General features: G+C 50.9%; 24 protein-coding genes. 11 read left to right on the top strand and 13 right to left on the bottom strand.

Features of this window, described 5'->3' with window-relative positions:
• Positions 1-11: 11 nt before the first annotated feature.
• The 5 genes from QOS46_RS03765 to QOS46_RS03745 are packed head-to-tail and all read left to right on the top strand — an operon-like array spanning position 12 to position 2860.
• The gene (locus tag QOS46_RS03765) at positions 12-326 is read left to right on the top strand and encodes a hypothetical protein (RefSeq protein ID WP_283607395.1); all 315 of its coding nucleotides are present in this window, start codon (positions 12-14) and stop codon (positions 324-326) included.
• Positions 323-796 (top strand): DUF4860 domain-containing protein, encoded by a 474-nt coding sequence (locus QOS46_RS03760; protein WP_283607394.1) that lies wholly within the window; start codon positions 323-325, stop codon positions 794-796. The genes QOS46_RS03765 and QOS46_RS03760 overlap by 4 nt, the downstream gene beginning before the upstream one ends.
• 19 nt (positions 797-815) lie before the next feature.
• Positions 816-1280, top strand: a complete 465-nt coding sequence (locus QOS46_RS03755; RefSeq protein WP_283607393.1) for a hypothetical protein — start codon at positions 816-818, stop codon at positions 1278-1280.
• Positions 1281-1772 carry a hypothetical protein gene (locus QOS46_RS03750; RefSeq protein WP_283607392.1) on the top strand — a complete coding sequence of 164 codons (492 nt, stop codon included), beginning with the start codon at positions 1281-1283 and terminating at the stop codon, positions 1770-1772.
• A 26-nt stretch (positions 1773-1798) separates the two neighbouring features.
• Entirely contained in the window at positions 1799-2860 is a 1062-nt protein-coding gene (locus QOS46_RS03745) for a type IV pilus twitching motility protein PilT (RefSeq protein ID WP_283607391.1), read from the top strand.
• A gap of 192 nt (positions 2861-3052) precedes the next feature.
• Here QOS46_RS03745 and trhA read toward each other — a convergent pair whose 3' ends face one another.
• The 8 genes from trhA to QOS46_RS03705 all read right to left on the bottom strand — a co-directional run bounded on the left by trhA (position 3053) and on the right by QOS46_RS03705 (position 12192).
• Complete coding sequence (gene trhA, locus QOS46_RS03740) at positions 3053-3793, bottom strand: PAQR family membrane homeostasis protein TrhA (protein ID WP_283607390.1); 741 nt, start codon at positions 3791-3793, stop codon at positions 3053-3055.
• A gap of 311 nt (positions 3794-4104) precedes the next feature.
• Entirely contained in the window at positions 4105-4326 is a 222-nt protein-coding gene (locus QOS46_RS03735) for a DUF3006 domain-containing protein (protein ID WP_283607389.1), read from the bottom strand.
• 4 nt (positions 4327-4330) lie between these two features.
• Entirely contained in the window at positions 4331-5272 is a 942-nt protein-coding gene (locus tag QOS46_RS03730; RefSeq protein ID WP_283607388.1) for a ComEC/Rec2 family competence protein, read from the bottom strand.
• 28 nt (positions 5273-5300) lie between these two features.
• Positions 5301-7907: an FtsK/SpoIIIE family DNA translocase gene (locus tag QOS46_RS03725; protein ID WP_283607387.1), complete on the bottom strand. Its 2607-nt coding sequence runs from the start codon at positions 7905-7907 to the stop codon at positions 5301-5303.
• Between the two features lie 83 nt (positions 7908-7990).
• Positions 7991-8905, bottom strand: coding sequence for an undecaprenyl-diphosphate phosphatase (locus QOS46_RS03720; protein WP_283607386.1), 915 nt, complete (start codon positions 8903-8905; stop codon positions 7991-7993).
• A gap of 68 nt (positions 8906-8973) precedes the next feature.
• On the bottom strand, positions 8974-9780 hold the full coding sequence (locus tag QOS46_RS03715) for a ClpP family protease (RefSeq protein WP_283607385.1): 807 nt from the start codon (positions 9778-9780) through the stop codon (positions 8974-8976).
• 308 nt (positions 9781-10088) lie between these two features.
• The gene (locus QOS46_RS03710) at positions 10089-11111 is read right to left on the bottom strand and encodes a DMT family transporter (RefSeq protein WP_283607384.1); all 1023 of its coding nucleotides are present in this window, start codon (positions 11109-11111) and stop codon (positions 10089-10091) included.
• A 202-nt stretch (positions 11112-11313) separates the two neighbouring features.
• Positions 11314-12192 (bottom strand): LysR family transcriptional regulator, encoded by an 879-nt coding sequence (locus tag QOS46_RS03705; RefSeq protein WP_283607383.1) that lies wholly within the window; start codon positions 12190-12192, stop codon positions 11314-11316.
• A gap of 176 nt (positions 12193-12368) precedes the next feature.
• On the opposite strand from QOS46_RS03705, the gene QOS46_RS03700 reads away from it, so the two are divergent.
• On the top strand, positions 12369-13733 hold the full coding sequence (locus QOS46_RS03700; protein WP_283607382.1) for a Na+/H+ antiporter NhaC family protein: 1365 nt from the start codon (positions 12369-12371) through the stop codon (positions 13731-13733).
• A 104-nt stretch (positions 13734-13837) separates the two neighbouring features.
• Here the strand turns inward: QOS46_RS03700 and bioB are convergent, their stop codons facing one another.
• The 5 genes from bioB to QOS46_RS03675 all read right to left on the bottom strand — a co-directional run bounded on the left by bioB (position 13838) and on the right by QOS46_RS03675 (position 19733).
• Positions 13838-14812, bottom strand: coding sequence for a biotin synthase BioB (gene bioB, locus QOS46_RS03695; protein WP_283607381.1), 975 nt, complete (start codon positions 14810-14812; stop codon positions 13838-13840).
• 224 nt (positions 14813-15036) lie between these two features.
• Positions 15037-16719 (bottom strand): FAD-dependent oxidoreductase, encoded by a 1683-nt coding sequence (locus QOS46_RS03690; protein ID WP_283607380.1) that lies wholly within the window; start codon positions 16717-16719, stop codon positions 15037-15039.
• A gap of 67 nt (positions 16720-16786) precedes the next feature.
• A complete protein-coding gene (gene ahpC, locus QOS46_RS03685) occupies positions 16787-17353 on the bottom strand; it encodes an alkyl hydroperoxide reductase subunit C (RefSeq protein ID WP_283607379.1) in 567 nt (188 codons plus the stop codon).
• Positions 17354-17496: 143 nt separating this feature from the next.
• Positions 17497-18735, bottom strand: coding sequence for a glutamate-1-semialdehyde 2,1-aminomutase (locus QOS46_RS03680; protein ID WP_283607378.1), 1239 nt, complete (start codon positions 18733-18735; stop codon positions 17497-17499).
• Between the two features lie 116 nt (positions 18736-18851).
• Positions 18852-19733 carry a type 2 periplasmic-binding domain-containing protein gene (locus QOS46_RS03675; protein WP_283607377.1) on the bottom strand — a complete coding sequence of 294 codons (882 nt, stop codon included), beginning with the start codon at positions 19731-19733 and terminating at the stop codon, positions 18852-18854.
• 345 nt (positions 19734-20078) lie between these two features.
• Between QOS46_RS03675 and QOS46_RS03670 the strand changes: the two genes are divergently transcribed.
• The 5 genes from QOS46_RS03670 to QOS46_RS03650 all read left to right on the top strand — a co-directional run bounded on the left by QOS46_RS03670 (position 20079) and on the right by QOS46_RS03650 (position 24053).
• Positions 20079-20309: an acyl carrier protein gene (locus tag QOS46_RS03670; RefSeq protein ID WP_283607376.1), complete on the top strand. Its 231-nt coding sequence runs from the start codon at positions 20079-20081 to the stop codon at positions 20307-20309.
• 87 nt (positions 20310-20396) lie between these two features.
• Positions 20397-21233 carry an acetyl-CoA carboxylase, carboxyltransferase subunit beta gene (gene accD, locus QOS46_RS03665; protein WP_408611471.1) on the top strand — a complete coding sequence of 279 codons (837 nt, stop codon included), beginning with the start codon at positions 20397-20399 and terminating at the stop codon, positions 21231-21233.
• Positions 21230-22168 carry an acetyl-CoA carboxylase carboxyltransferase subunit alpha gene (locus QOS46_RS03660; protein WP_283607374.1) on the top strand — a complete coding sequence of 313 codons (939 nt, stop codon included), beginning with the start codon at positions 21230-21232 and terminating at the stop codon, positions 22166-22168. Before accD ends, QOS46_RS03660 begins: the two co-directional genes overlap by 4 nt.
• Complete coding sequence (locus tag QOS46_RS03655; RefSeq protein WP_283607373.1) at positions 22165-23106, top strand: beta-ketoacyl-ACP synthase III; 942 nt, start codon at positions 22165-22167, stop codon at positions 23104-23106. The genes QOS46_RS03660 and QOS46_RS03655 overlap by 4 nt, the downstream gene beginning before the upstream one ends.
• A gap of 14 nt (positions 23107-23120) precedes the next feature.
• A complete protein-coding gene (locus QOS46_RS03650; RefSeq protein WP_283607372.1) occupies positions 23121-24053 on the top strand; it encodes a nitronate monooxygenase in 933 nt (310 codons plus the stop codon).

Genomic DNA, 24053 nt, shown 5'->3' with positions numbered 1-24053 from the left:
AGGGATTTTCTATGAAAATGCGCCGTTTTCTTTCTTTGCTCCTGTTTGCAGCGCTTCTTGCTGCATTTTCGATCGGGTTTACCCACTTGGAACAGGTCAACCGCCGGAACACCAGCAGTCTACTTCTTCAAAAAATCGACCGGGCCGTCATCAACTGCTATGCAATTGAGGGAACGTATCCTCCCAGTTTTGAATACTTGGAAGAAAATTATGGAGTCCAGGTGGACGATCAAAAATATTATGTTGATTACCAGATTTTCGCTTCCAATATCAAGCCCGAAATTCGCCTCGTTGAGCGGGGCCATTCCGAGGAGGCCAAGCCGTGAATGAAAAAACACACCAGTCTACGCAAACCTTTTTTGCTCTGCTGATTGCCTGTGTGTTTACCGCTGCTTCTCTTTTTCTAGTGACATTGGGAGCCGACGCCTATCGAAACAGTTTGCACTCGATTACTGTCAATCATCAGATTCGTGCCGCGCTGTCCTATACGGCCAATCAAATTCGTTCCGCAGACAACGCGGACAATATTTCGATCGAATCACTCGATAACCAGCAGGTACTTTTGATCCGTTCCCAAGAGACCGAAAAGAGCGGGAACACATATCTGTATTTTCGTGACGGATATTTAATGGAGCTTTTTGCCGGTGATCAGGACCCTTTTGAGCCGGAATATGGAGAGAAAATCACGCAAATAAATCAATTTGCTGTGACAAAAAGCGGTAAATTATTTGTCATTTCCGCGACTGCTCAGAATGGCAGGCAATTTTCAGTTTCTGTCTGCCCGAGAGCCTCTTAACAGAATGAGGTGAAGCCTGATGAAACACGCCGTGCGGATTCATCCTTTTTTTATTGAAATTATTTTTGTAATTTTTTTTCTTGCGGTTTCTTCCGTTGCCGTGTTACAGATTTTCTTTGCAACGAATGCCACCGCCAAAAAGAACACAGACACCCAGCTTGCCATAGCCACCGCGCAAACGGCAGCTGAAACGCTGCATTCAATCAAAAGCCCTGCCGATGCGGAGCAGTCCTTTGGGGAAAAGGAATCCACAGTGCAGGGAGAGGCTTTTATCTCCCGTTACGACGAAAACTGGGCTCCGGTTTCTTCGGGAGGCGTTTACTACGCGGAGAAGCATCTTCAGTCTTCCGCAACAGAGGCCGGCACAGTAATGACACTGGAGGTTTCGGTTTATTCCCAAAAATCCAATGACAAGAAAGAGTTGTTTTCTCTGACCTCACAGCGCTATTTTCCTTCCTTTTCCTTAGAACAGGAGGAACCGTAAATGAAGCAAAGCAGACGGCAGCTATTCCCCGGCGTAGGGCTCTCTTCCCTGTTTATGGTATTTGTTGTTCTGTGCCTGACTGCCTTCGGAATTCTTTCCTTTTCCGCCGTGCGTTCTGACTGGGATCTGACGAAAAAGCAGATGCAAAGCGTTCAGGCTTATTATGTGGCTGATTCCAAGGCACAGCAGGTTTTAAGCGGCATTGACGCCGAGTTAACCCGCTTACTTCGGGAAAATCCCTCTATGAGTGAAGCTGAGCTGTCACAGCGCCTGAACGGTACAATGATCGACGATGTTTCTTTGTCTCTTGCAGCCGATTCCAGCAGCATTGCTTTTTCCATCCCCGCCGGCTCAGTTCAGGAAATCCAGGTGGAGATACAGCCGATCACCGGACCAGAACGCTATCGGGTTCTCTATTATCATCTGGCTGCCTCCAATGAATGGGACGGAGCCGACCAGCCGTTAAATGTCTGGCAAGGCTCTCAGCCTTAACCGAAACGAAAGGAATCTCACTCTATATGGAAATTCTGGAAATGCTTCAAACAGCCGTATTGAAAGGCGCATCCGATATTTTTATCATTTCCGGATGCCCAGCTTCTTATAAAATCAACGATATGATTCAGCCGATGAATGATGAAAAGTTAATGCCGGATAACGCAAAGCTGATCATCTCTCAAATTTTTGAAATTGCGAGCCAGCGTGATTTTCAGGCCTTTTTGCAAAAGGGCGACGACGATTTCTCTTTTTCCATTCCCAAGCTGGGCCGGTTCCGCTGCAATGCCTATTTACAGAGAAACTCCTGCGCAGCTGTTCTGCGTATTTTAGGGTTTGAACTGCCCGAGCCTCGTGCGCTCCATATTCCTCAAACTGTAATGTACCTGGCCAATAAAGAACGGGGACTGGTTCTGATCACCGGGCCAGCCGGCAGCGGCAAAACCACTACTCTCGCATGTTTGATTGAACAGATTAATCAAACGCGCAACAGCCATATTATTACCATTGAAGACCCGATCGAGTTTCTGCATGCCCATAAAAAAAGCATTGTCAGCCAGCGAGAAATCGACAACGATACCCGTGGGTATATTCCCGCGCTCCGCGCCGCACTCCGGCAGGCCCCCGACGTAATTTTGATTGGTGAAATGCGCGACTATGAAACCATATCCACGGCTGTAACGGCTGCCGAAACCGGCCAGCTGATTCTCTCTACCCTGCATACCTTGGGGGCCTCCAGCGCAATTGACCGCATTATTGATGTGTTCCCCCAGAACCAGCAGTATCAAATTCGTGTTCAGCTTTCGATGGTATTGCAGGCTGTCGTTTCTCAACAACTGATTCCCTCGCTGGACGGCACTCTTGTCCCGGCATTTGAGATTCTGCTGGTCAACAGCGCAATCCGCCATATGATCCGCGAGGCAAAAACCCATCAGATTGACAATGCCATTTCCGCGAATGCTGCAATTGGAATGCTCTCAATGGACAACGACCTGCTTCGCCTTTATAGAGAAAGAGTTATTTCAAAGGAAACTGCGCTGACCTATTGCAGCAATGTGGAATTAATGAGCAAAAAGCTTGCATTGTAATGTTCTGCCGAATCTCCCAGGGAGTCACAAAATTGAATTGCTCACAAAAATACCTCCCCTGTTCCGAAACATCCGGAACAGGGGTTCTTTATAGCTGGAATTACCGTTATTTCAAAAGGCCTCCAGAGACAGGATCAACCCGCCTCTGGAGGCCTTCAAAACTTTTATTCTCAATTTATCTTAAATTCTTCGTTACAGCTGCACAACCATATGATAAATCATAAAGAAATGCAGGATGCTGCCAGCCAGAACAAACAGGTGCCACACGGAATGCAAATACGGAATCTTTTTCCCTTTTTGATAAATGATAGCGCCTGCGGTATAGGCAACACCGCCGCCAATCAGCAGAATTAGATCATGCAGTTGAAGTGCCTGAACCAAGGGGCCGAACGCAAAAACCACGATCCATCCCATCGCAATGTAGCAGATCATCGATATCTTGCGAAAACGTTCCATATCCGCCACATTTAAAACAATACCGATAATTGCAGCAGCCCATACCACAGAAAAAAGGACGAAGCCGGTTTTTCCCGCCAAAGCGATCAGAGTAATTGGCGTATAGGAACCTGCGATCAACAGAAAGATGGTGCAGTGATCCAACACCTGAAACACACGCTTTGCCTTGCATACGCCAAGCGCATGGTACATGGTGGAAACGAAATACAACAAAAACAGCGTTACGGCATAAATACTGACAACCACCTGAGGAAAAATCTCATTGGGAGCGGCAGCATACAGGACAAATAAAGCAACCAGTGCCAAGATGGCCCCGACGCCGTGTGTAACGGCATTGGCAACCTCTTCCCCCACACTGTATGACGGCAGTCCCAATTCACCGCGTCTGGTTTTTCGCCACTCATTTTTCTCTTCTTTTCCTTTTTGCCTGAGCGCATACCCGTTCAGCTGCAGCGCCCGTTCTGATTGTTCTGCCAACTTGAGGCACCTCCGTTTCATTTACATAGTTTTTAAAACTAGATGTTGTAATTATATTAACCCTACCATTTCTGTTTGTCAATCAATTTCAAAAAAATATACTGCTTTCCGTCTAAAAAGATTCATCTCAGCTCCTTGAGTTTGTCGCCTCTCCTCAAGCGGAGGATGAAACTCATCAATGATAAATGTATTTATCTTTTCTAAAACAGCTTGAACAGAAAAAATAAAAATATGCACTCGAAACAATAAAAAAAGGATGGCCGTGGCCAGAGCCGAAAACCATCCCTTTCATTATTCCAAATGGTGAAACGTCATGACCCCCACAGAGAATCCTGCTTGCGGCCAATCTGGCTGCGGCGCTCCGCCGTTTTTTCCGCATTCACTGAAAGGATTCCATCCTCATTGATTTCCAGCACATCCCCCTCACGCACCTCTTTCGGGAGCTCTGACAGCTCAATAGCAAAGAATTTTTTTTCTGCGTCCTCGCAGATGGCATACATGCCCTCGAAACGGTCGACAATCAAATTTTTCATAGAATCACCTTTCTGTTTGATAGGTAACGCTTGTTCCGTCACTACAGTACAGCAACGTACCACTGACATCAGTACGCCCCACAACGGCGGAAAAACGGTTCAGACGATCCATAACCTGGCGGTTCGGCAGCTCATAATTGCTGTCTTCCACAGAAACCGCGGCATATTTTGGTGTTACGGCAGCTAAAAAAGCTGCCGTGCTGGAGGTTTTGCTGCCGTGGTGCCCCACCTTAAGCACGTCTGCGCTCAGATTCAGCCCCGAAGACAAAAGCACCAACTCCTCATCGGCTTCCGCATCGCCCATCAGCAAAAATCGGGTTTGGCCAAACGTAAGCAGCAACACAATGGAATTGTCGTTTGTGGTATCCAGCACTGAGAGTGGCGCTAGAACCTGAACGGACAGCTCTCCCAGGCTCAAAGTATTGCCGCCATGCAGATACTCTACCGATATCTGCTTTTCTTCCAAAACCTTCATCGTATTGGAATAGGCAAAATCTGACGGGATTAGCTTTGCCGGCAACTGCGGCATGAAATAGCGGCCGACTGAAAATTCCTTGACCACTCCGCCAAGCCCGCCGATGTGGTCGCTGTCCGGGTGCGTATTAATAACATAATCAAGAGTCGTCACCCCACGTCTAGCCAGATAACGGTTTACCTTCTCAGACTGATCCGGCGTTCCGCCATCCACCAGAAGATATTTTCCCTGGCACTCCACCAGAATGGAGTCGGCCTTCCCAACCTCCAGCACATGCATCGACATAGGAAAATCGTCTGCAATACTGGAAAAGTCGGACAATCCTGTGGCAGAATAAACCTGCCGCCACCAAGCGGAATACCCTCCGGGAAGGAAAGCGGGCAAAAGACCCAGGCAGAGCAGAAATACCGCCAGACCGGTCAAAAATAAATGCTTTTTCCGGGATTCCCCTATGGTCGTTTGTGGCTTCATCCCCGGGATTTCTCCTTTGATCGGGTATTTATTCGTTGTTACAATCCGCCTGCTGCATGGTCATTTCAAGGTATTGCTGGCGGGTCAAAAGAACCTGACGCGGCTTTGAGCCCTCGTGGGGGCCTACTACCCCAAGCTGCTCCATTTCGTCGATCAATCGACCCGCTCGGGCATAGCCCAGACGCAGCCGGCGCTGGAGCAAAGAGGTAGAAGCCTGTCCGGCTTCGACCACGCATTTGATTGCTTCGTTCATCATGGGGTCTGTCGTTTCAGCATCCGAACCATTCCCGCCAGAAACGTCCTTTTCCGCCACAGCGTTGCGCTCGATTTCTTCGATAACCGACTGATCATAGCCGGAATCCTGCACCTTCTTCACGTAGGTGACGACAGATTCGATTTCGCTGTCGCTGACAAAACAGCCCTGAATACGGATCGGCTTTTGCGAGCCAACGGGGGAAAACAGCATATCGCCGCGCCCCAGCAGCTTTTCAGCGCCGCCCATATCCAAAATAGTGCGAGAATCGATCTGGGAGGAAACCGCAAAAGCGATTCGGCTCGGGATGTTGGCCTTGATGATACCCGTGATAACGTCTACGGAGGGACGCTGTGTAGCAATCACCAGATGCATACCAGCTGCGCGGGCCATCTGCGCCAAACGGCAGATGGAATCCTCCACCTCATTCGGCGCCGCCATCATCAAATCCGCCAACTCATCAATAATGATGACGATCTGCGGCAGATGCGGCATGGGATTGCCTTCTTCATCCTGATTATTTTTGCTTTTCGCAAGCTTATTATAAGAAGCAAGGTCGCGCACGTTGTTTTCCGCAAAGATTTTGTAGCGCTTGAGCATTTCTGTTACTGCCCAGCCCAGCGCACCGGCCGCCTTGCGGGGATCGGTCACCACAGGCACCAGCAGATGCGGAATCCCGTTATAAATGCCAAGCTCCACTACCTTTGGGTCAACCATCAGAAAACGCACCTCGTCCGGAGTGGACTTATACAGCAGGCTGACGATCAACGAGTTGATACACACCGACTTACCGGAACCCGTGGAACCGGCAATCAGCAGATGCGGCATCTTCGACAGATCAGTAACCGCTACCGCACCGGCAATGTCGCGCCCTAAGGCAACGGTCAGCTTGCTTTTTGCAGATACAAACGCATTCGATTCCACCAGATCACGCATACGAACCACATTGACATTTTTATTCGGTACTTCAATGCCCACAGCCGCCTTACCGGGGATTGGCGCTTCAATACGCACGCCTGCCGCCGCAAGGTTCATGGCGATGTCGTCGCTGAGGTTGGTAATTTTGCTGATCTTCACACCGGGCGCCGGCTGAAGTTCATACCGTGTTACAGCGGGGCCGCGGCTGATGTCGACTATTTTTGTTTGTACCCCAAAGCTTTTCAGGGTGCCGACTAGCATATTGCCGTTGCTCTGAAGCTCTGCGGTAATATCCTCCTGATTTGCTCCGGCGGAATATTCCAGCATCGAAAGCGGCGGGAAATGATACCCTTCCGGCTGCGGAGCAGGCTCTGCCGCCCGAACTGCTGTTTCACGAGCGGCAGTTTGCAGCATGGCAGCTTTCTGCAAGAGAGCCGCCGCGGCCGCCGCGGAGCCAAAAGCATCCTGCGATGCCGAAGGAACAGGAGCGACGGAGGCCGTCGGTGCGGGTACAGGTATAGTGCTTGCAACCGGAGCCGAAGCCGGTACGGAGGGCTGCGGAACCTGCGGCTTTTCTTCCTCTTTTTCCTGCGAAGCTCCGCCGGTAAAATTAAAGATTTTCTCGAGATGCTCCAGCTTTTCACTCTTTTCTGGAGGATCTGCCGGCGTGCGGTCTGATTTTACCGGGTGTGCGGGCAGCTCGTCCGCATCCAGAGCAATATCAATGTTCGGATCCCGTGATCTTCCTTTTTCCAGCGCGTGGCGCTCACGAACAGCATCGATATTTTCCGCCACCATATCCACCGGCTTGGTAACAGTCTTAAAAAGCTGAATCAGGCTGGTACCCGTCAGCAGCATAATCATTACAAACAGCAGCAGAATAATGACGATCTTCGAGCCAACGGATCCCAAAACAGAAACGAAGAGCACCCCGATCAACCCGCTGATCAGCCCGGCCCCTCGCTGACCGACACCCTGCACATACAGCTCTTTCAGGTGCGTAAAATATGTTTCCTTCTGAATCACGGCTGTTTCCGGCCCGAAGATATAAACGGTTGCGCAGACCATAATAATAATACCGGAAATCATCCACACCTTAAGGCGCATATTATCACTGACGCGCTCTACCGCTGTAATAATTGCTATGTACAGAAGCAGGATTGGCCACAGAATGGCACAGTTGCCGAACAGCCCCAGAAGCACGTTATGCGCCCAATTCCATACATGGTCGCCCTTTACAAGCACCAGAAACGCCATCAGTACGGCCACAGCGAAAATCACCACTGCGGTCATCTGATTGCGGTGGCGCAAAACCTCCAGCTCCCGTTCCGTTCTGGGCTTCGATTCAGAGCGTTTCGCACCCGACGCCGCGGAAGCGCCTTGGCGCCGACTCGCCGCAGGCGGGCGTTTGGCCTGCTTCTTTACCTGCGAGGGTTCCTTTTGAATTGATTTTTGTTTTGCCACAGCATTCTCACCTTGTTTTTAAATTCATTCGCGTAATAACATCCTATTTTTAAAGTGGCACTCTGGCTCGCTTTGTGCTCAATTTAAAAGAAGGTAACCGTCTGCCCGGTCTGGTGTTCAAATACACCGATCGCGATGGTCACAATACCCAAAATCAACGTATACCATACAAAAACAGCCAGCTTATCGGAGGCTACCATCCAGCGCAGCAGCTTAATCGCCAAAAAGCCAACGATCGCGGCTGCGATAACTCCCGCTAGAATTGGCGCAATTCCAACGGTCATCGGCTCGCTCAGTGCGTCCTTTAGCTCCAGAGCAGCCGCTGCCATAATAGCCGGAATCCCAATGACAAAGGAATAATCCAGAGCCGTTTGGCGGCTGATTCCGCGCATTAATCCGGCAGAAAGCGTGGAACCGGAACGGGATAACCCGGGGAATACCGCCGCTACACACTGTGCAAAACCAACCGCTATCGCATCCGGCACATCAAAGCTCCTTCTTCCGGATATAGCCCCCGCTCTGCCCCGGCCCCGCTGACGCTTTGTCGCAAAAATGCCCAGCGTCAGCAAAATGGAAGTCACGACCAGCGCGCAGCCTTCCACTACGATATCCCGATCCGTAGCCCACAGGTCGGCATAATCCTTGATTCGATGCCCCGTACCCGGAACAGGCAGGAATAGGAGAAACAACGGCAGCAGACCAATCACCAGCATCACCAGCAGCCGACGGTCAGCGCTCATGCGCGACCAGTGGAATTTTCCGGTGAAAATATCCCGCACCAGACGAATCAGAGCCACAATCAGGCGCAAAATCAAATCGCGGTAAACGATCAGAACGGCCAGCAACGTACCAATGTGAAGCATCACATCAAATAAAAGGCTGTCAACCTTCACACCCATAAAGTGCTGTGCCAGTGAAAGATGCCCACTGCTGGAAACCGGCAGAAATTCTGTGGCACCCTGAACGATTCCCTGAATAATTGCTTGCAGAATACTCAATGTGAACCTCCGTAATATGTAATTCGGCGGCAGCCGCAAAGCGGAGCCGGCCGTTTTTCGGCTAGGACTTATTCTTTCGTGTCCCGTACCGTTTTTGTATTTTTTCTGTTGGAACGTGGTTTCGTCTTTTTTTCCTTAGCGCGATTTTCATCAATCATATTCCGCAGGCAATCGATCGCGTCTGAAAGCGTGCCCACAGAGTCGATTAATCCTTCCTCCACAGCGTCGGATCCGGTAAGCACCGTCCCCACATCCATCACAAGCTCCTGCGTATTCATCGAAAGCTCATAGAAGCGCTCCGGCGACATTTTGGAATTCTGCGTGACAAACCGCGTGATCCTCTCCTGCATCCGCTGAAAATACTCCAGTGTTTGGGGGACACCCAGCACCAGACCGCTCATGCGAACCGGATGAATCGTCATCGACGCGGACTGCGCGATAAAAGAATGCTTTGCGGCAACCGCCAGCGGCACACCGATGGAATGTCCGCCGCCCAAAACAAGCGAAACCGTCGGCTTTTTCATTCCGGCCATCAGCTCTGCGATGGCCAGACCAGCTTCCACATCGCCGCCCACTGTATTTAGAATAATCAGAAGCCCGTGGACCTTCGGCTCCTCTTCAATGGCTACCAGCTGCGGGATCACATGCTCATATTTTGTAGTCTTATTCTGCGACGGCAAAATATAATGACCCTCCACCTGACCAATAATAGTCAGGCAGTGAATCATGTGATCGGGGTCTCCTGCCAAAACGGAACCGTTCTCCGTAATTTGATCCGTTTGTTTTTCACTGCCAACCTGCGCGGGTACCAGTTCTTCTCTGTCATCCTCTTGCGGGGATGGATTTTCGATCTGCTGATTGCGGTGTTTACCCATTATTTCAGCCACCTCCTGCGTACTAGTGTGCCGTAAGGAGCGGCTTCTCATTCACAGGATGGAGCGTTTTTCCCTTTTCTCAGAGCTACCGGGAATCCACACACTAAAAATCGGCGCAAAAAACTAAAACAATTCAGGAAGACCTCAAGGCAAAAAGCAGTGTACATTATTATAGCATTTTGTGCGAACTTCTTCAATGTGATTCCAAAGAAAAAGCCGCTGAAATCATTCGACAAACCTTGCATATCCTTCAAGAATTGTAAAAAATCCTCTACCGTAAACGGCAGAGGATTGAAAAGCCTGATGATTTAAATTGATTTCGAGATCACTTCTTCGGCGGCTTCTTCCGAAACGATTTCTTCCGTTACGGTGTCTTTTGAGACAGCCGCCAGCCCAGCGGCCGCCTTCTGACGTTTCCAGCCGGGAATGAATGTGATCATCGAGCCGATCAAAATCAGCACAATGCCGGCAATCTTTGTAGAGGTAAGAGGCTCCTGAAGAATCAGGAATGCCAGAACCGGCGCGAGAGCCGGTTTGATGAAAAAGACAAGCGAAGCGGTGATAGCCGAGGTTTCTTCCATCGCCATAAAGTAAAATGCAAAACCCAGGCCGGTAACGCCAACACCAATATACAAAAGGTTGGGCAGCAGATCTGGAGTAATCCCGGCAAAAATAGGAGTGTTGGAGAACACGCCTAACCCGACATTGGTTAAAAAGCCCCCAAACCATGCTGTTTTTGTCAGCAAAACAAGAATGAACAGCTCAACAGCACCAAAAATAAAGCTGAAGCAAGTGGTTACGACGCTGCCATAACGGGCGCCGTGCTTTTTGCCCATCACACTGTACAGCGCAAAGGTAATCGCCGCCAGAACAGAAAGGATGGTTCCTGTTGCGGAACCCTTGGCGTGAAAGGGATCGATTGTCACCATCATGCCGGTAAGGCTGACAAGTATGGAGACAATCGAATATTTATAAACTTTTTCTTTCAGAATCAGCGCGGCCAATATCATAACAAACACAGGATTGCAGCTGAACAGAATTGCAACGATCGACGCGTCCGAATAGATAACCGCCATCTGATACAGAACCATACTGATGACGACGCAGCAAAAGCCCGTAAAAGCCAAATACAGCAAATCCCCGGAATTCAACCGGCAATTCTTCCTCTTTAAATGCCGAAGTGCAAAGGGCAGCAGCACCAGTGCGCCGATGGAAAAACGCAGCACTGTAATTTGCAGCGGATGGAACCCGCCTGCCGTAATTTTCAGCATGATCTCCATCGTGCTGAAAAAGATAGTAGTAATCAGAATGTACAAATATCCCTTTTTCATATGTAGCCTCTCCCAACCCCTGTTTTATGTTTACTGCCAAGCAGAAGCGCCCCACAGTATTTCCGAATATTCGATATCGCTTTGAGCGGAACAGCAAACCAGCTAGCTCTGCGTAATTAGAAAAAGTCTGCCTCAATCAGTTTAACGCAGCATATTTAGAATGTCTATCCCTTTTGTGTATTTTTTCGCGACCAAAGATCAGTCAATTTCTCTCCGCCCGGCATATTTCAATCATCTCCATCATGGCATCTGTCTGATATTTTCCTTTATGATAAATTGCCTTAAACCATCTGCGAAACTGCATATGATTGACATCGATCCTGCACAGCTTTCCTGCCTCGCATTCTTCTTTTACCGCGAGATGTGAAATGACGGAAACACCCAACCCCTCCTGCACGGCTAGCTTGATCGTATCCGCATTGTTACAGATCCAGCCCTCCCGCCAGGTGAGTGATTTGGCCGCCATCTCGTCCTCAAAGGTTTTACGGGTTCCGCTGCCCTTTTCACGGATGATAAAGTTTTCCTGCTCCAGCTCCTCAGGGTCTATTTGCCTGCGACCGGCCAAACGGTGCATCGGCCCGCAGATCAGCACCAGCTCGTCGCTGAGAAAGGGAATTGTCACCAGATCGGGGGAAACCGTATCCCCCTCCACCAGCGCCAGATCGAGCTGCCCCCCTAGCAGCATCGCTTCAATATTCGCGGTGTTGTCCTCCACTACGAACACCTCTGTACCGGGCCGGTTTTGCTGAAAGCGCGACACCAGCTTTGGGAGCACATAGGCCCCGATGGTTACGCTGGCCCCCACCCGAATCGAGCCATCTTTTTGCAGGGCCTTCATATTATCCTCTGCCTCCAAATCCGTCCGGACAATCTGATTCGCATAGCGCATCAGCTTTTTCCCGGCGGTGGTCAGGTACAGCCTGCGGGACATCCGCTCGAATAGGCGGACACCATAGTGCTTTTCCATTTCTGCAATGGCCTGGCTCACAGCCGATTGAGAGAGAAACAGATTTTCCGCCGCTGCCGTCATATTCATGCTCTCACACACTGCCAGAAAAATTCTATAATGCCGCAAAGTCATACGGATCGTTCTCCTTTTGTTTTCTTTACAAGAGTGATTTTATTAATAAGTAATTACAAATTAAATTAATTATATGATACTGTTTTACTTATTGGAAATCAAGTGTAAGCACCTGCGCTCCTTGCCTAAATTTGTGCTATAATAAATATAATTGAAAATGTTGGGGGAATTTGGCTGTGGCGGAGCGAATTACGCTTTCTTTGTTTTTATTGGGGCTTGTTGCTTGTATTTTGAGTGGATTTCAAATTCTATACGCATTGGCGTTTGGTCTGGCCTGCTTTGTTGTTTACGGCCTTTTGAAAAAGCACACGCTTTGGCAAATGGGTTCCATGATGCTGGACGGTATTCGAGGCGCAAAAAACATTCTAATCATCTTTCTGTTAATTGGCGTTCTGACCTCCGTCTGGCGGTCATCAGGAACCATTCCGTTTCTGATTTACCATGCCGTGCGGGTACTGAATCCCAGCTTCTTCGTGCTGTACACCTTTCTTTTGTGCTGCATGATGTCCTTTCTGATGGGAACCTCGTTTGGAACAGCCGCCACCATGGGCGTTGTGTGCATGATGATCTCGCGTTCTCTGGGGATTGACCCGGTTCTTTCAGGCGGCGCGATACTGGCAGGCTCGTATTTTGGCGACCGCTGCTCACCAATGTCCTCCAGTGCGCTGCTGGTCAGCGAGCTAACGGGTACCGACATTTATGACAATATACGGCGAATGCTCAAAACAGCGGCCATACCCTTTGCTCTCTCCTGCCTATTGTATCTGGCAGCACGGGGGTCCACCTCCGCAACCGGCGGCGCAGCCTCTCTGGAGCTGTTCCACGAGCATTTTAATCTCTCTTTTATCGTAGTGCTGCCCGCGCTGCTCATTGTTGTTCTGTCGCTGTTTCGTGTTCCGGTGAAGCGCGCGATGCTGTTGAGCATTCTCGTCGCCTGTGTAATATGCCTTACCGTACAAAAGATCTCGCTGTTACAGTTGCTCCCCAGCCTGTTTCTGGGCTATCAGTCCCCGGATGCCAAGCTTGCGGTACTGCTGAACGGCGGAGGGATTCTTTCCATGGCCAGAGTGGCCGGGATTATCCTGATTTCCACCTCTTATTTTGGCATATTTAAGCAGACAGAGCTATTGACGGAGGTTCGCAGGCTGGTGGAATCCTCTGCCGCAAAAATCACCCCCTTCGGTTCAGTGTTGTTTACCTCTGTTGTGATGAGTGCCATCAGCTGCAACCAAACACTGGCCACTATGTTGACCTTTCAGATGTGCGATTCGATTTTGCCGGATCGAAAAAAGCTGGCAATTGTGCTGGAAGATACCGTTATTGTTATTGCACCGTTGATTCCCTGGAGCATCGCGGGTGGCATGCCCCTGACGACGGTCGGCGCACCGACCATGAGCATTTGGTTCGCGTTTTACCTGTTTCTGCTCCCCGTTTTCAGCTTCGGAACAGAGCTGTTCCTGAACCGGAAGAAAAAGCAGGTCACCGCCGCGGAGCCATCGGAATCACTGCCGCACAACGAAACGAACGAATCAATGAGATAAAATATTGACAGGAATAAAAGAGTACCGGGGATGGCCGAAACCATCCCCGGTACTCTTTTATGTTATGATAGGAGATCTTATTTGCAAGGTAAAAACAATACCGGTTAAACTCGAACTTGACGGCGCAGCTGAAAACCGGCCTTGGTGAACATCTCGAAATCCTCTTCCACCGTATTGCCGGAGGTGGTGAGCATATTCCCGGTAATGGAAGCGTTAGCCCCGGCGTGCAGAGCCAATCGGCCGCAGTCTGTCATAGCATTTCGCCCGCCCGCCAGACGGATATTGGCCTTAGGATTAATAAACCGGAACAGTGCGATCGTGCGCAGGATTTCAGGCTCCGGCAGCTGTGGGCAATCCTGCAGAGGAGTTCCCGGAATCGCCATCAGCACGTTGACGGGGATTGACTCAACCCCTAGGCCGCGCAGCTCAAAAGCCATATCCAAACGATCGCTCATTTCTTCGCCCATTCCGATAATACCGCCGCTGCAAATTTCAAGCCCCGCCTTTTGCGCCGCCCGGATGGTGTTGATCTTATCGTCATACGTATGGGTGGTACAAACCTGAGGGAAAAACCGCCGGGAGGTTTCAAGGTTATTGTGAATGCGGGTAATACCGGCATCCTTCAGGCGCAGAAACTGTTCGTAGTTGATCAAGCCATGAGAAGCGCACAGCTGAATATCCGATTGCTCATGAATTTTTGCATAGGCACGGCACAAAGCGTCAACCTCAGAATCAGACACTCGAACGCCGGAGGTAACGACCGAAAAACGATCCACTCCCGCATCGGCAGTTTGCAGACCTTCTTCCACAATGCGGGCTACCGTGAGGAGAGGATATTCCTCCACCCCGGTGTTATGGCCGCGGGCCTGTGCGCAATACTTACAGTTTTCGGTACATAAGCCGCTCTTTCCGTTTAAAATCGAGCAGGTATCCAAAGTGTTGCCGTTCAGCTTTTCACGGATTTCGTTTGCGGCTTCACATAATTCTTCGAGCGGAGCCTCCAATAATGCTTCTGCTCCGGCGCAATCAATTTCTTCGCCGGACAGAATCTTGTTTTTCCAAATCTGCACAATACCCATTTTCGTGACTACCTCCCAGTCTTTGCTGTTGGTTGATTTTTAGCCAACCCGCTAAAAATCATGTTTGCCTTATTGTATCAGGCCCGCTTCAAATTGTCAACTTTAATATTAAAGTTAAGTTTACAATTCATCTGCACTAAAATTTATAAATTTAAAAGAATATAAACAAAGAGGACTCCCGGCCAGTTTAGCCAGGAGTCCTTCAAACAAACCGATTAGTTAAATTAGCCCTCAATTGCCTTCTGGAGAACCTGATCAAACGACTGCGCCCCAAAGGTAGGTTGCACATTGCTGTTGACGATCAGAGCGGGAACGCTCATGATCTGATATTGCTCCCGAATCTCCGGGAACAGGGCAATATCCATCATCTCCGCCGTAACGTTTCCGCCGCTGGCAATCGCAATCGACTGAGCCGCCGCGACAACGTCGGGGCAATAGGGGCAGGCAAGCGTTACACCAATCTTTAGCGTTGTATTGGGAGGAAGCTGACGGATTTTCTCCAACTGCTCCGGAGTCAGCTTATCCTCTGCGGCCAAATGGAGAATGCCCAGCACAAACGAATTGATTTCGTGCCCGCCGGGAACCCCACTGAATTTCACCCCGCTGAAGCTGCTGTTCTCATCCAGAAAAGCGGCAACGGGATAGCGCTCGATTCCAAGTGCTTGCTCCAGCTCCGGATCTTCTCCCCTAGCCAGCACACGCAGGTGAATCAACGAGCTAAGTGATTCAATTTCACGAAGGAAGCCCTCCAGCTCCAAGGATTTCTGATTCGAGGAATCAACTACAGTGACAATCGTCATCTCTTTTTTCAGACGCTGGAATACCTGTGTAAGCTGTTCTTTCAGCTCACCACTCAAATAGGTTCCATCCGAAGCAGAGGCACGATTCTCCCCCTTCTCTTTCTTTTGTTCCGGTTCCGGCTCAGGCTCAGCCGTTGCCGCATGATCCTCAAACATCGGAAGACCTAAGCGTTCCTTTTCCTTGGTAATATACTTTTCAGCCGAGGTGGCCGCCACTGCACCGTCAGCCACTGCGGTAACAATCTGGCGAAGCAGCTTCGGGCGCAGGTCACCGGCGGCAAAAACGCCAGGCAAACTGGTGTGCATGGCGTCGTCGGTCAAAATGTAGCCAAGCTCGTCCATATCCACCTGTCCGCGGAACAGCTCGGTGGCGGGGTCATACCCTACAAAAACGAACACACCGAAGGTTCCCTTTTCCCCAGCATCGTACACGTTGGTTTCTCCCGTAAGCTTATCCTTAAAGTACGCCTTGCGCAGCAAGGTATCTCCTTCCACCCTTTCCAGCAAGGTATTATACTTTACAGTAATCTTTGGGTGTGCAATTGCTTTCTCCGCCACCGTTCTGGCACAGCTGAACTCTTTACCGCGAACAATAATCGTAACCGATTTGGCAAAGCGGGTCAGATAAATCGCCTCTTCGGCCGCGGCAAATCCACCACCGATCACAAAAATATCGAGTCCGCTGAAAAATTCGCCGTCGCAGGTTGCGCAGTACGCAACTCCGTGCCCACTATAAAGCTCTTCCCCTTGAAATCCGCCATGGCGCGGGGACGCTCCGGTCGCAATGATCACCGCGCGGCTTTGGTAGGTTCCGGAGGGCGAATAGAGCTTTTTAATCTCTCCGGATAATTCGACACGTTCGATTTCGGCCGTTTCAATTTTAACTCCAAAATCCCGAACGTGATTTTTCATTTCTTCCACGAGTTCCGGACCGCCGGTTCTGCGGATGCCAGGATAGTTCACAACCTCCGCTGTATTACCCACCTGGCCTCCCGGATTACTTTTTTCCAAAATCAGCGTCTTGAGCTTTGCACGTCCCGCATAAACACCGGCAGCCAGCCCCGCACTGCCGGCTCCGATAATAATCAAATCGTAAATCGGATTCATATAGAAACTCTCCCCCTTTAAAAAAGGGCCGCCGCCATTCCGGCAGCGGCCTGATCGTTATTTGTGATTACAGCTTACCAACCAGATTCAGGCTGGGCGAAAGTGTTTTCTCACCGGGCTTCCACTTGGCCGGGCAAACCTGGTCGCCGTGCTTGTCGACAAACTGGGCTGCCTGCACCTTGCGTAGAAGCTCTTCTGCGTTTCGCCCTATCCCAAGATCATTCACCTCATAGGCTACGATCTTGCCCTGCGGGTTTACAATAAAGGTACCGCGCAGCGCCAAACCGCCAGATTCTACATAGATGCCAAGCTCTTTGGAGAGCGCCCCGGCCCGGTCGGCCAGCATCGGATATTGAATTTTCTGAATGGTCTCAGAGGCATCTGCCCAAGCCTTATGAACAAATTGGCTGTCGGTCGATACAGAATACACCTCTACGTCAATTTTCTGAAAATCTTTATAATGATCTGCCAGATCGCCGAGCTCTGTGGGGCAAACAAATGAAAAATCAGCCGGGTAGAAGAAAAGGATACTCCACTGACCCTCCAGTTGCTCACGGGTAATTTCTTTCAGCTCGCCCTGATGGTACGCCTGCAGTTTAAAGTCCGGTAGTTCACGTCCAATTAAGTTTGTCATATCAAATTTACCTCCGATACGTAGTATGAATTTTGAAACCGTTTTAGCGGTTATCCTTTACTAACACCTATTATACAGGAAGAAAATTTGAATTTCAATAGATTTATGATAATAATTATTATTTTTAATATACTTTTTTCCGTTTACGCTAAAAACTCCGCCGAGGCCTCCAAAAACAGGTCTACATCGCGCTCCGTATGAGCACCGGATACAAAGATAGGCTTGAACTGAGATGGCATAATAAAAATACCGTTTTCCAGCATATGAGAAAAGTAGCGGACAAACTGTCCTTTGTCACTATTTCTGGCATCGCTGGCATTTTTGACAGGGCCAGCCGTAAAGAGCAGGCTGTTCATAGAGCCAACACCGCTGACTGTATACTGTGGGAACAGCTCTCGCAGACCCGCCCTCAGCTTCTCCCCTTCTCTAGCCAGATTTTCATATAAAAGAGGCTGGGCCAATACCGCACTCAGCTGAGCAAACCCTGCCGCCATTGCCACCGGGTTTCCATTACAGGCATCCGTCTGGTACACAGGCCCCACGGGGGCCAGCTGCTCCATGATCGCCCTGCTTCCACCATATGCGCCCACCGGCAGTCCTGCTCCGATGATCTCCCCAAAAACAGTCATGTCCGGCTTTACTCCATAGTATTCCTGAGCGCCACCAAGAGCCAGCCGAAACCCGGTGACCGTTTCGTCAAAAATCAGAATGGCTCCGTTTTGATTGCAGAGCTCCCGCAGCCCCTGTAAAAATCCTGGTTCGGGCTCAACGATTCCCATGTGTGCCGCAAGCGGCTCTACCATCACCGCCGCGACCTGACCCTTGTTCTTTTCAAATAAAAGTTCCACACTGCTTAAATCATTATATTGTGCCAGAAGCGCCCACTGATCACAGCCGCAGAGAAAAGAAACCTCAGAGGAGCTCTCCCTGCTCTCCACAGCTTCAAAGCAGCCATGGCAGCACCCGGCGAATTTAATCAGGTGCTTTCTTCCTGTTACGCTGCGAGCCACGCAAGCCGCACTTAAAACTGCTTCGGTCACAGAGCTGACCATTCGTACCATTTGAACAGACGGAACAAGCTGAACCATCAGCTTTGCAAGCTTCAGCTCCGCTTCGGCACAGGCCTCATAATTCAGGCCATTCTGTACCGCCTCCAGCACAGCCTTTCTCACTAAAGGAGGATTGTGCCCCAACAGCGCGGCACCCCCGGAACACACAAAATCAATATAGACATGACCATCCACATCATAAACGCGAGATTCATCCGCACGACGGATAAACCGCGGCGTTTGCCCCATTTCCACAAACGAGCGCAGCGGGCTGTTTACCCCGCCGGGAATGTACCGGGCTGCTTCCTCAAACAACTGCTCAGAACGTGTCATAAAATTGCTTCTCCCTTCGGTCAGTCCCTGCCCTGCAGCAAGATTTCACTGCCAATTTCAAAATTTTTGCCTATCTAATTAAAGCAGATGTGAAACAGATAATGGCCATTTGCATATTACCCATTTTGATACCATTGTTTTACTTCTTCCGCCAGGCGTTCCCCTAGCTTTCTCGCCTCTCCCAGTGGGCCGGTCAGCTGCCGCTTGCAGCTGCGCTCCCCGTCGCTGTAAAAGCCGATCATCTGAATTTCTTCGTCTTGCACTTGCGCAAACGCGGCGGTTGAGTTATGACAGGTATCCGGAAACAGACTAATAAATGTACGCTCCGCCTTTGCACAGCACCGGCTGAGAAAATCATCTACCGCCGAAAGGTAGCAGTGAACCTCACCCTCTCTGGACACAATTGCAAGAATTCCCTGCCCCGCCGCCGGAACAATTTCCTGTTGCGTAAAAATCCGACTGCTGCGATTGCGGATTCCCAAACGGGAAAGCGTATCACAGGGCAGAATCAGCGCAGAATAATCTCCACAATCCAGACGCTTAAGCCTGCTTGGAACATCCCCTCGGATTGGAGCGATATCAAAACGGGGATACAATACCCCGGCCTGCATACGGCAATGAGCTCCCGATACACCGATCGGCCTTCCCATATCTGGGGCTTCCATCCCTTTGGGCAGAACCAGCGTATTCCTTACATCCGACCGCGCGGAATACGCTGCAACTGAAAGCCCAGGCATGAGCTGCTGCGGAAGCTCCTTCAGATCATAGATTGCCAAATCGATTCTGCTCTCCAGCAGCGCCCGCTCCAGTTCTCCAGCCTGTGCTTCCTCGCCGCAGGCTGTTTCTTCCGGCAGTTCCAGCACCTGTTCCTCTGCCGCAGCAATCGGTATCATGTCTGGCTGGCATGAGGAATCCACTCTCTTTATTTCCTGAATAATCCACCGTGCATGAATTACCGCAAGCGTATTGTCATGGCAGCCAATTCGTACTCTTTGCATCTGCACCCTTCCGTTCCCCCAAGATTTCTTCCAATACTGCAAAACAGACAGGCCAGTAGGATGAACAGGCCAATCCAATTCATTTGCACATCCAACCATTTTTTCAGCGCTTTTACGAACAGGCAAAGCAACACTGAACACCGGCACATGGTATGGATCACCTTGTTCCTGATTTTACTGGATGCTATGTGAAAAGTCAAGCAGAGCATGCTTTTTTCGGGGGTGTCTAGCTCTTTTACAGAAATTTTTCTTGACTTTTTACGGCAATTGGAATACCATAACATTAAAATTTTTTAATTAAATATTTTTAACTATTCTGCAGTTTTCAGAGAAGAGGTTACAATCATGATTTTTGAAAAAATCAGGGATTTAATCGTGAGCAGAACCACCCTCAGTGAAAGCGTTGTAACCATGCAGGCCAGCCTGAAGGATGACCTGGGCCTGGATTCGTTCGATCTTGCGGAGCTGGGGATGGAATTGGAAGATACCTTTTCCGTCACCATATCAGACGATGAACTCGTCGGCTTTCATACTGTAAGCGATATTGTTACATTTATGAAAAACTACACAAACTAAGCAACAGATAATTTTGTTTTTATGACCGAAAGAAAGGAATAAGCCATGAGTCACCATTCCCCTCATTCGAAAATGACCTTATTCTCGATGCTTCGCCTGCCTACCCAAAAGGGCCGGAAGGAATCGAGTGAAAAAGAAGTTTCTGGCTTTACGACCTGCACCGGCTGCAAAAAAGAAATCTCGCGGGCGCATTTAGCAGAACGGCAGATGGTCTGCCCTCAGTGCGGGCATCATCTTCCAATCTCCGCACAGGAACGCCTAAGCCTGCTTGCAGACCCGGGAAGCCTACAGATTCTCGATCTGCCCGTCTGCCCGGAAAACCCTCTGGATTTCCCCGGGTACCCGGAGAAGCTGGAAGAAAACCGGCAAAAAACGGGGCTGCCTGAGGCAGCCATGTTTGCGTCACTGGAAATTGACCGCCAGCCCGCTGTTGTGGCGGTGCTGGACAGCCGCTTTTTTATGGGCAGCATGGGTGTTCAGGTGGGCGAAATCGTCACTAGCGCCGTGGAATATGCCCGCGAGGAGCAGCTTCCCCTGATTATCTTCAGTGCCAGTGGCGGAGCGAGAATGCAGGAAGGCATTCTTTCTTTGATGCAGATGGCAAAAACCAGCGCGGCTCTGGCCCGCTTTGCAAAGGAAGGGGGCCTGTACATTTCATACTTGACACACCCGACAACCGGAGGAGTCAGCGCAAGCTTCGCGGGCCTCGGTGACATCACCCTCGCGGAGCCCGGCGCTCTGATCGGGTTTGCCGGCCCCCGCGTAATTGAGCAAACCATCCGCCAGAAGCTGCCGGAGGGCTTTCAGCGCGCAGAATTTCAGGAGGAGCACGGTTTTGTAGACCGCATTGTGCCTCGCGGAGAAATGAAGTCTACCCTGGGCTTTCTCCTGCGGATTCATCAAAAAGGAGGGATGCCCGCATGATCAAAGAGATAGAGCTTCAGCTGGATCAGCTGGATCAGGAGCTTTCTTCCCTACGGGAGAAATCTAAAATTCCCCAGCTGCGCATTTGGCAGCTGGAGGGCGAACGCAAAAAGCTGCTCGGAGCCTACCCTGCGCTTGCCCCGGCCGACAAGGTTTATCTGGCACGACGGCCAAAGCGTCCCGGCATCCGCGATTACACTGCGGCGCTGTTTCAGGATTTCTTTGAGCTGAGGGGTGACCGCCTGAACAAAGACGATAAGAGCATTCTGGGTGGCGTGGCGTTTTATCATGGGATTCCCGTAACGGTGATCGGCCACTGCAAGGGAAAAAACCTGAACGAAAACCTGTACTATAATTTTGGGATGCCCGGCCCCGAGGGATACCGCAAATCTCTGCGCCTAATGAAGCAGGCGGAGAAATTCGGGCGCCCAATTATTACCTTTATTGATACTCCCGGAGCATTTCCGGGTTTGGAAGCGGAAACAAACGGCCAAAGCGAAGCGATTGCGCGCAATCTGGCCGCAATGAGCCAGCTTTCAGTTCCTGTGATTGCCGTCGTCACGGGAGAAGGCGGCAGCGGCGGCGCTTTGGCGCTCGGCGTGGCAAACCGCCTGCTGATGCTGGAAAACTCCGTATACTCCGTCCTTTCACCGGAAGGCTTTGCCTCCATTTTGTGGAAGGATTCTACACGCAGTGCCGAGGCCAGCGGCATGATGAAGCTGACCGCTCAGGATCTGCTGCGCTTCGGCGTGGCGGATGAGATCGTACCAGAGCCGCGCGGCGGCGCCCACCGGTCCCCAGACGCAGTTTACACTGCTCTGGACGAGGCTTTGCTGCGAAATCTGAACGAGCTTCTGCCGCTCAGCGGAGAACAGTTGGCCAATCAACGATATAACAAATTTAGAAAAATTGGCACGGCAAAGGAGGCCCTATGACCGGAATTCATATTTTAGGAACCGGGCGTTGTGTTCCGGAAAAAGTCGTTACAAATGACGACATCAGCAAGCTGACAGATACAAACGACGAGTGGATCTCCACCCGCACCGGAATCCGTCAAAGGCATTTTGTGCAAGGAGAAAGCAATGCGGATCTGGCAACTGCCGCCGCTATGAAGGCGATGGAGCGTGCCGGTGTTCGGCCGGAGGAAATCGGTGCCTGCGTGGTTGCCACCTTTACACCCGATCACATGTCCCCCTCTGTGGCCACACAGGTGCAATGCCGCCTTTCTTTGCCCGAGGACTGCCCTTCCTTCGACATCAGCGTGGGCTGCACCGGCTTTTTGTACGGCCTTACCGTCGTTCGGGGACTCCTGCTGCAAAGCGGCTACTCCCGCGCGCTGCTGATCGGCAGCGAGGTCATTTCCAAAGTGCTGGATTTTGATGATCGGAGCACCTGCGTTTTGTTTGGCGACGGCGCGGGCGCAGCGGTGATCGAGCTTTCAGAGGATCACTCCTTTACCAGTGTGCTTGGCTGCCGCGGCGATGACACGATGCTGGGCTGCACCAACGCATCGGGAGCGGAAAGCCACCGCATTTTCATGAACGGGAGCGACGTATTCCGCTTTGCGGTAGAAACGGTTCCCCACTGTATTGAAGAAACCTTGCAGAAGGCACAGCTTTCCGCTGACCAAATAGATTATTTTGTCTGCCATCAGGCAAATCAGCGCATCATTTCCAGTGTGATCCGAAAAACACATCTTCCCGAAGAAAAATTCTATATGAACGTACAGAACTACGGCAACACCTCTGCCGCAAGTATCCCCATCGCTCTGGATGAAATGGCAGAGCAGGGACTGCTTTCGCCCGGCACCCGGACACTTTGTGTCGGGTTCGGGGCGGGGCTGACTTGGGGCGGAGCAGTTCTGGAATGGTAAAAGGAGGAACCCAAATGAGACTCAACAACTGGCTCGGAATTGAATTTCCGTTTATACAGGGTGGCATGGCCAACATCGCCACCGGTGAATTTGCCGCTGCGGTTTCGAACGCTGGCGGACTTGGCTTGATCGGAGCTGGCGGCATGAATCTGGATTCCTTTCGGGAAAATATCCGGATCTGCAAAGGAAAAACCGATAAGCCCTTTGGGGTGAACATCATGCTGATGCACCCGCAGGCCAAAGAAATGGCGGAGTTGGCGGCGGAAGAAAAAATCCCCGTCATTACAACCGGCGCGGGCAATCCCAGTGCCTACATTTCCATGTGGAAGGACGCCGGTGCCAAGGTCATCCCCGTCGTGCCCGGTGTGGCTCTGGCCAAGCGGGTAGCAGACTACGGTGCCGATGCCGTCATCGCGGAGGGAACCGAGAGCGGCGGTCACGTTGGTGAACTGACCACCATGGCGCTGGTGCCGCAGGTAGCGGATGCCGTGAATCTGCCCGTGATCGCTGCGGGAGGCATCGCCAGCGGGCGTCAGCTTCTGGCCGCATTCGCGCTGGGAGCTATCGGCGTACAGCTTGGCACCTGCCTGCTTGTCAGTGAGGAATGCCCCGTCCACCCTAATTACAAGGCGGCGATTCTCAAGGCCAAGGATAACGGCACCACTGTTACCGGCCGTTCGGCAGGCGTTCCGGTTCGCCTGCTCAAAAATAAAATGTCCCGCGAATACCTGAAAAAGGAGATTGCGGGAGCGGATAAGATGGAGCTGGAGCACTATACGCTCGGTTCTCTGCGCCGTGCCGTGTTTGACGGCGATGTGGACAACGGTTCCCTGATGGCCGGCCAGGTTGCGGGGCAGCTGCACGAAATCAAGCCCCTACGCCAAATCTTTGAAGAGCTTTACCAGGGGTATCTCGATACCCTTACAAAGCTGGAACAGGAGCGCTAA

It is taken from the genome of Faecalispora anaeroviscerum (assembly GCF_947568225.1).
GTDB lineage: Bacteria > Bacillota > Clostridia > Oscillospirales > Acutalibacteraceae > Faecalispora > Faecalispora anaeroviscerum.
Note: the sequence above shows the minus strand (reverse complement) of the source record. Positions and strands in the feature narration are given on the sequence as shown.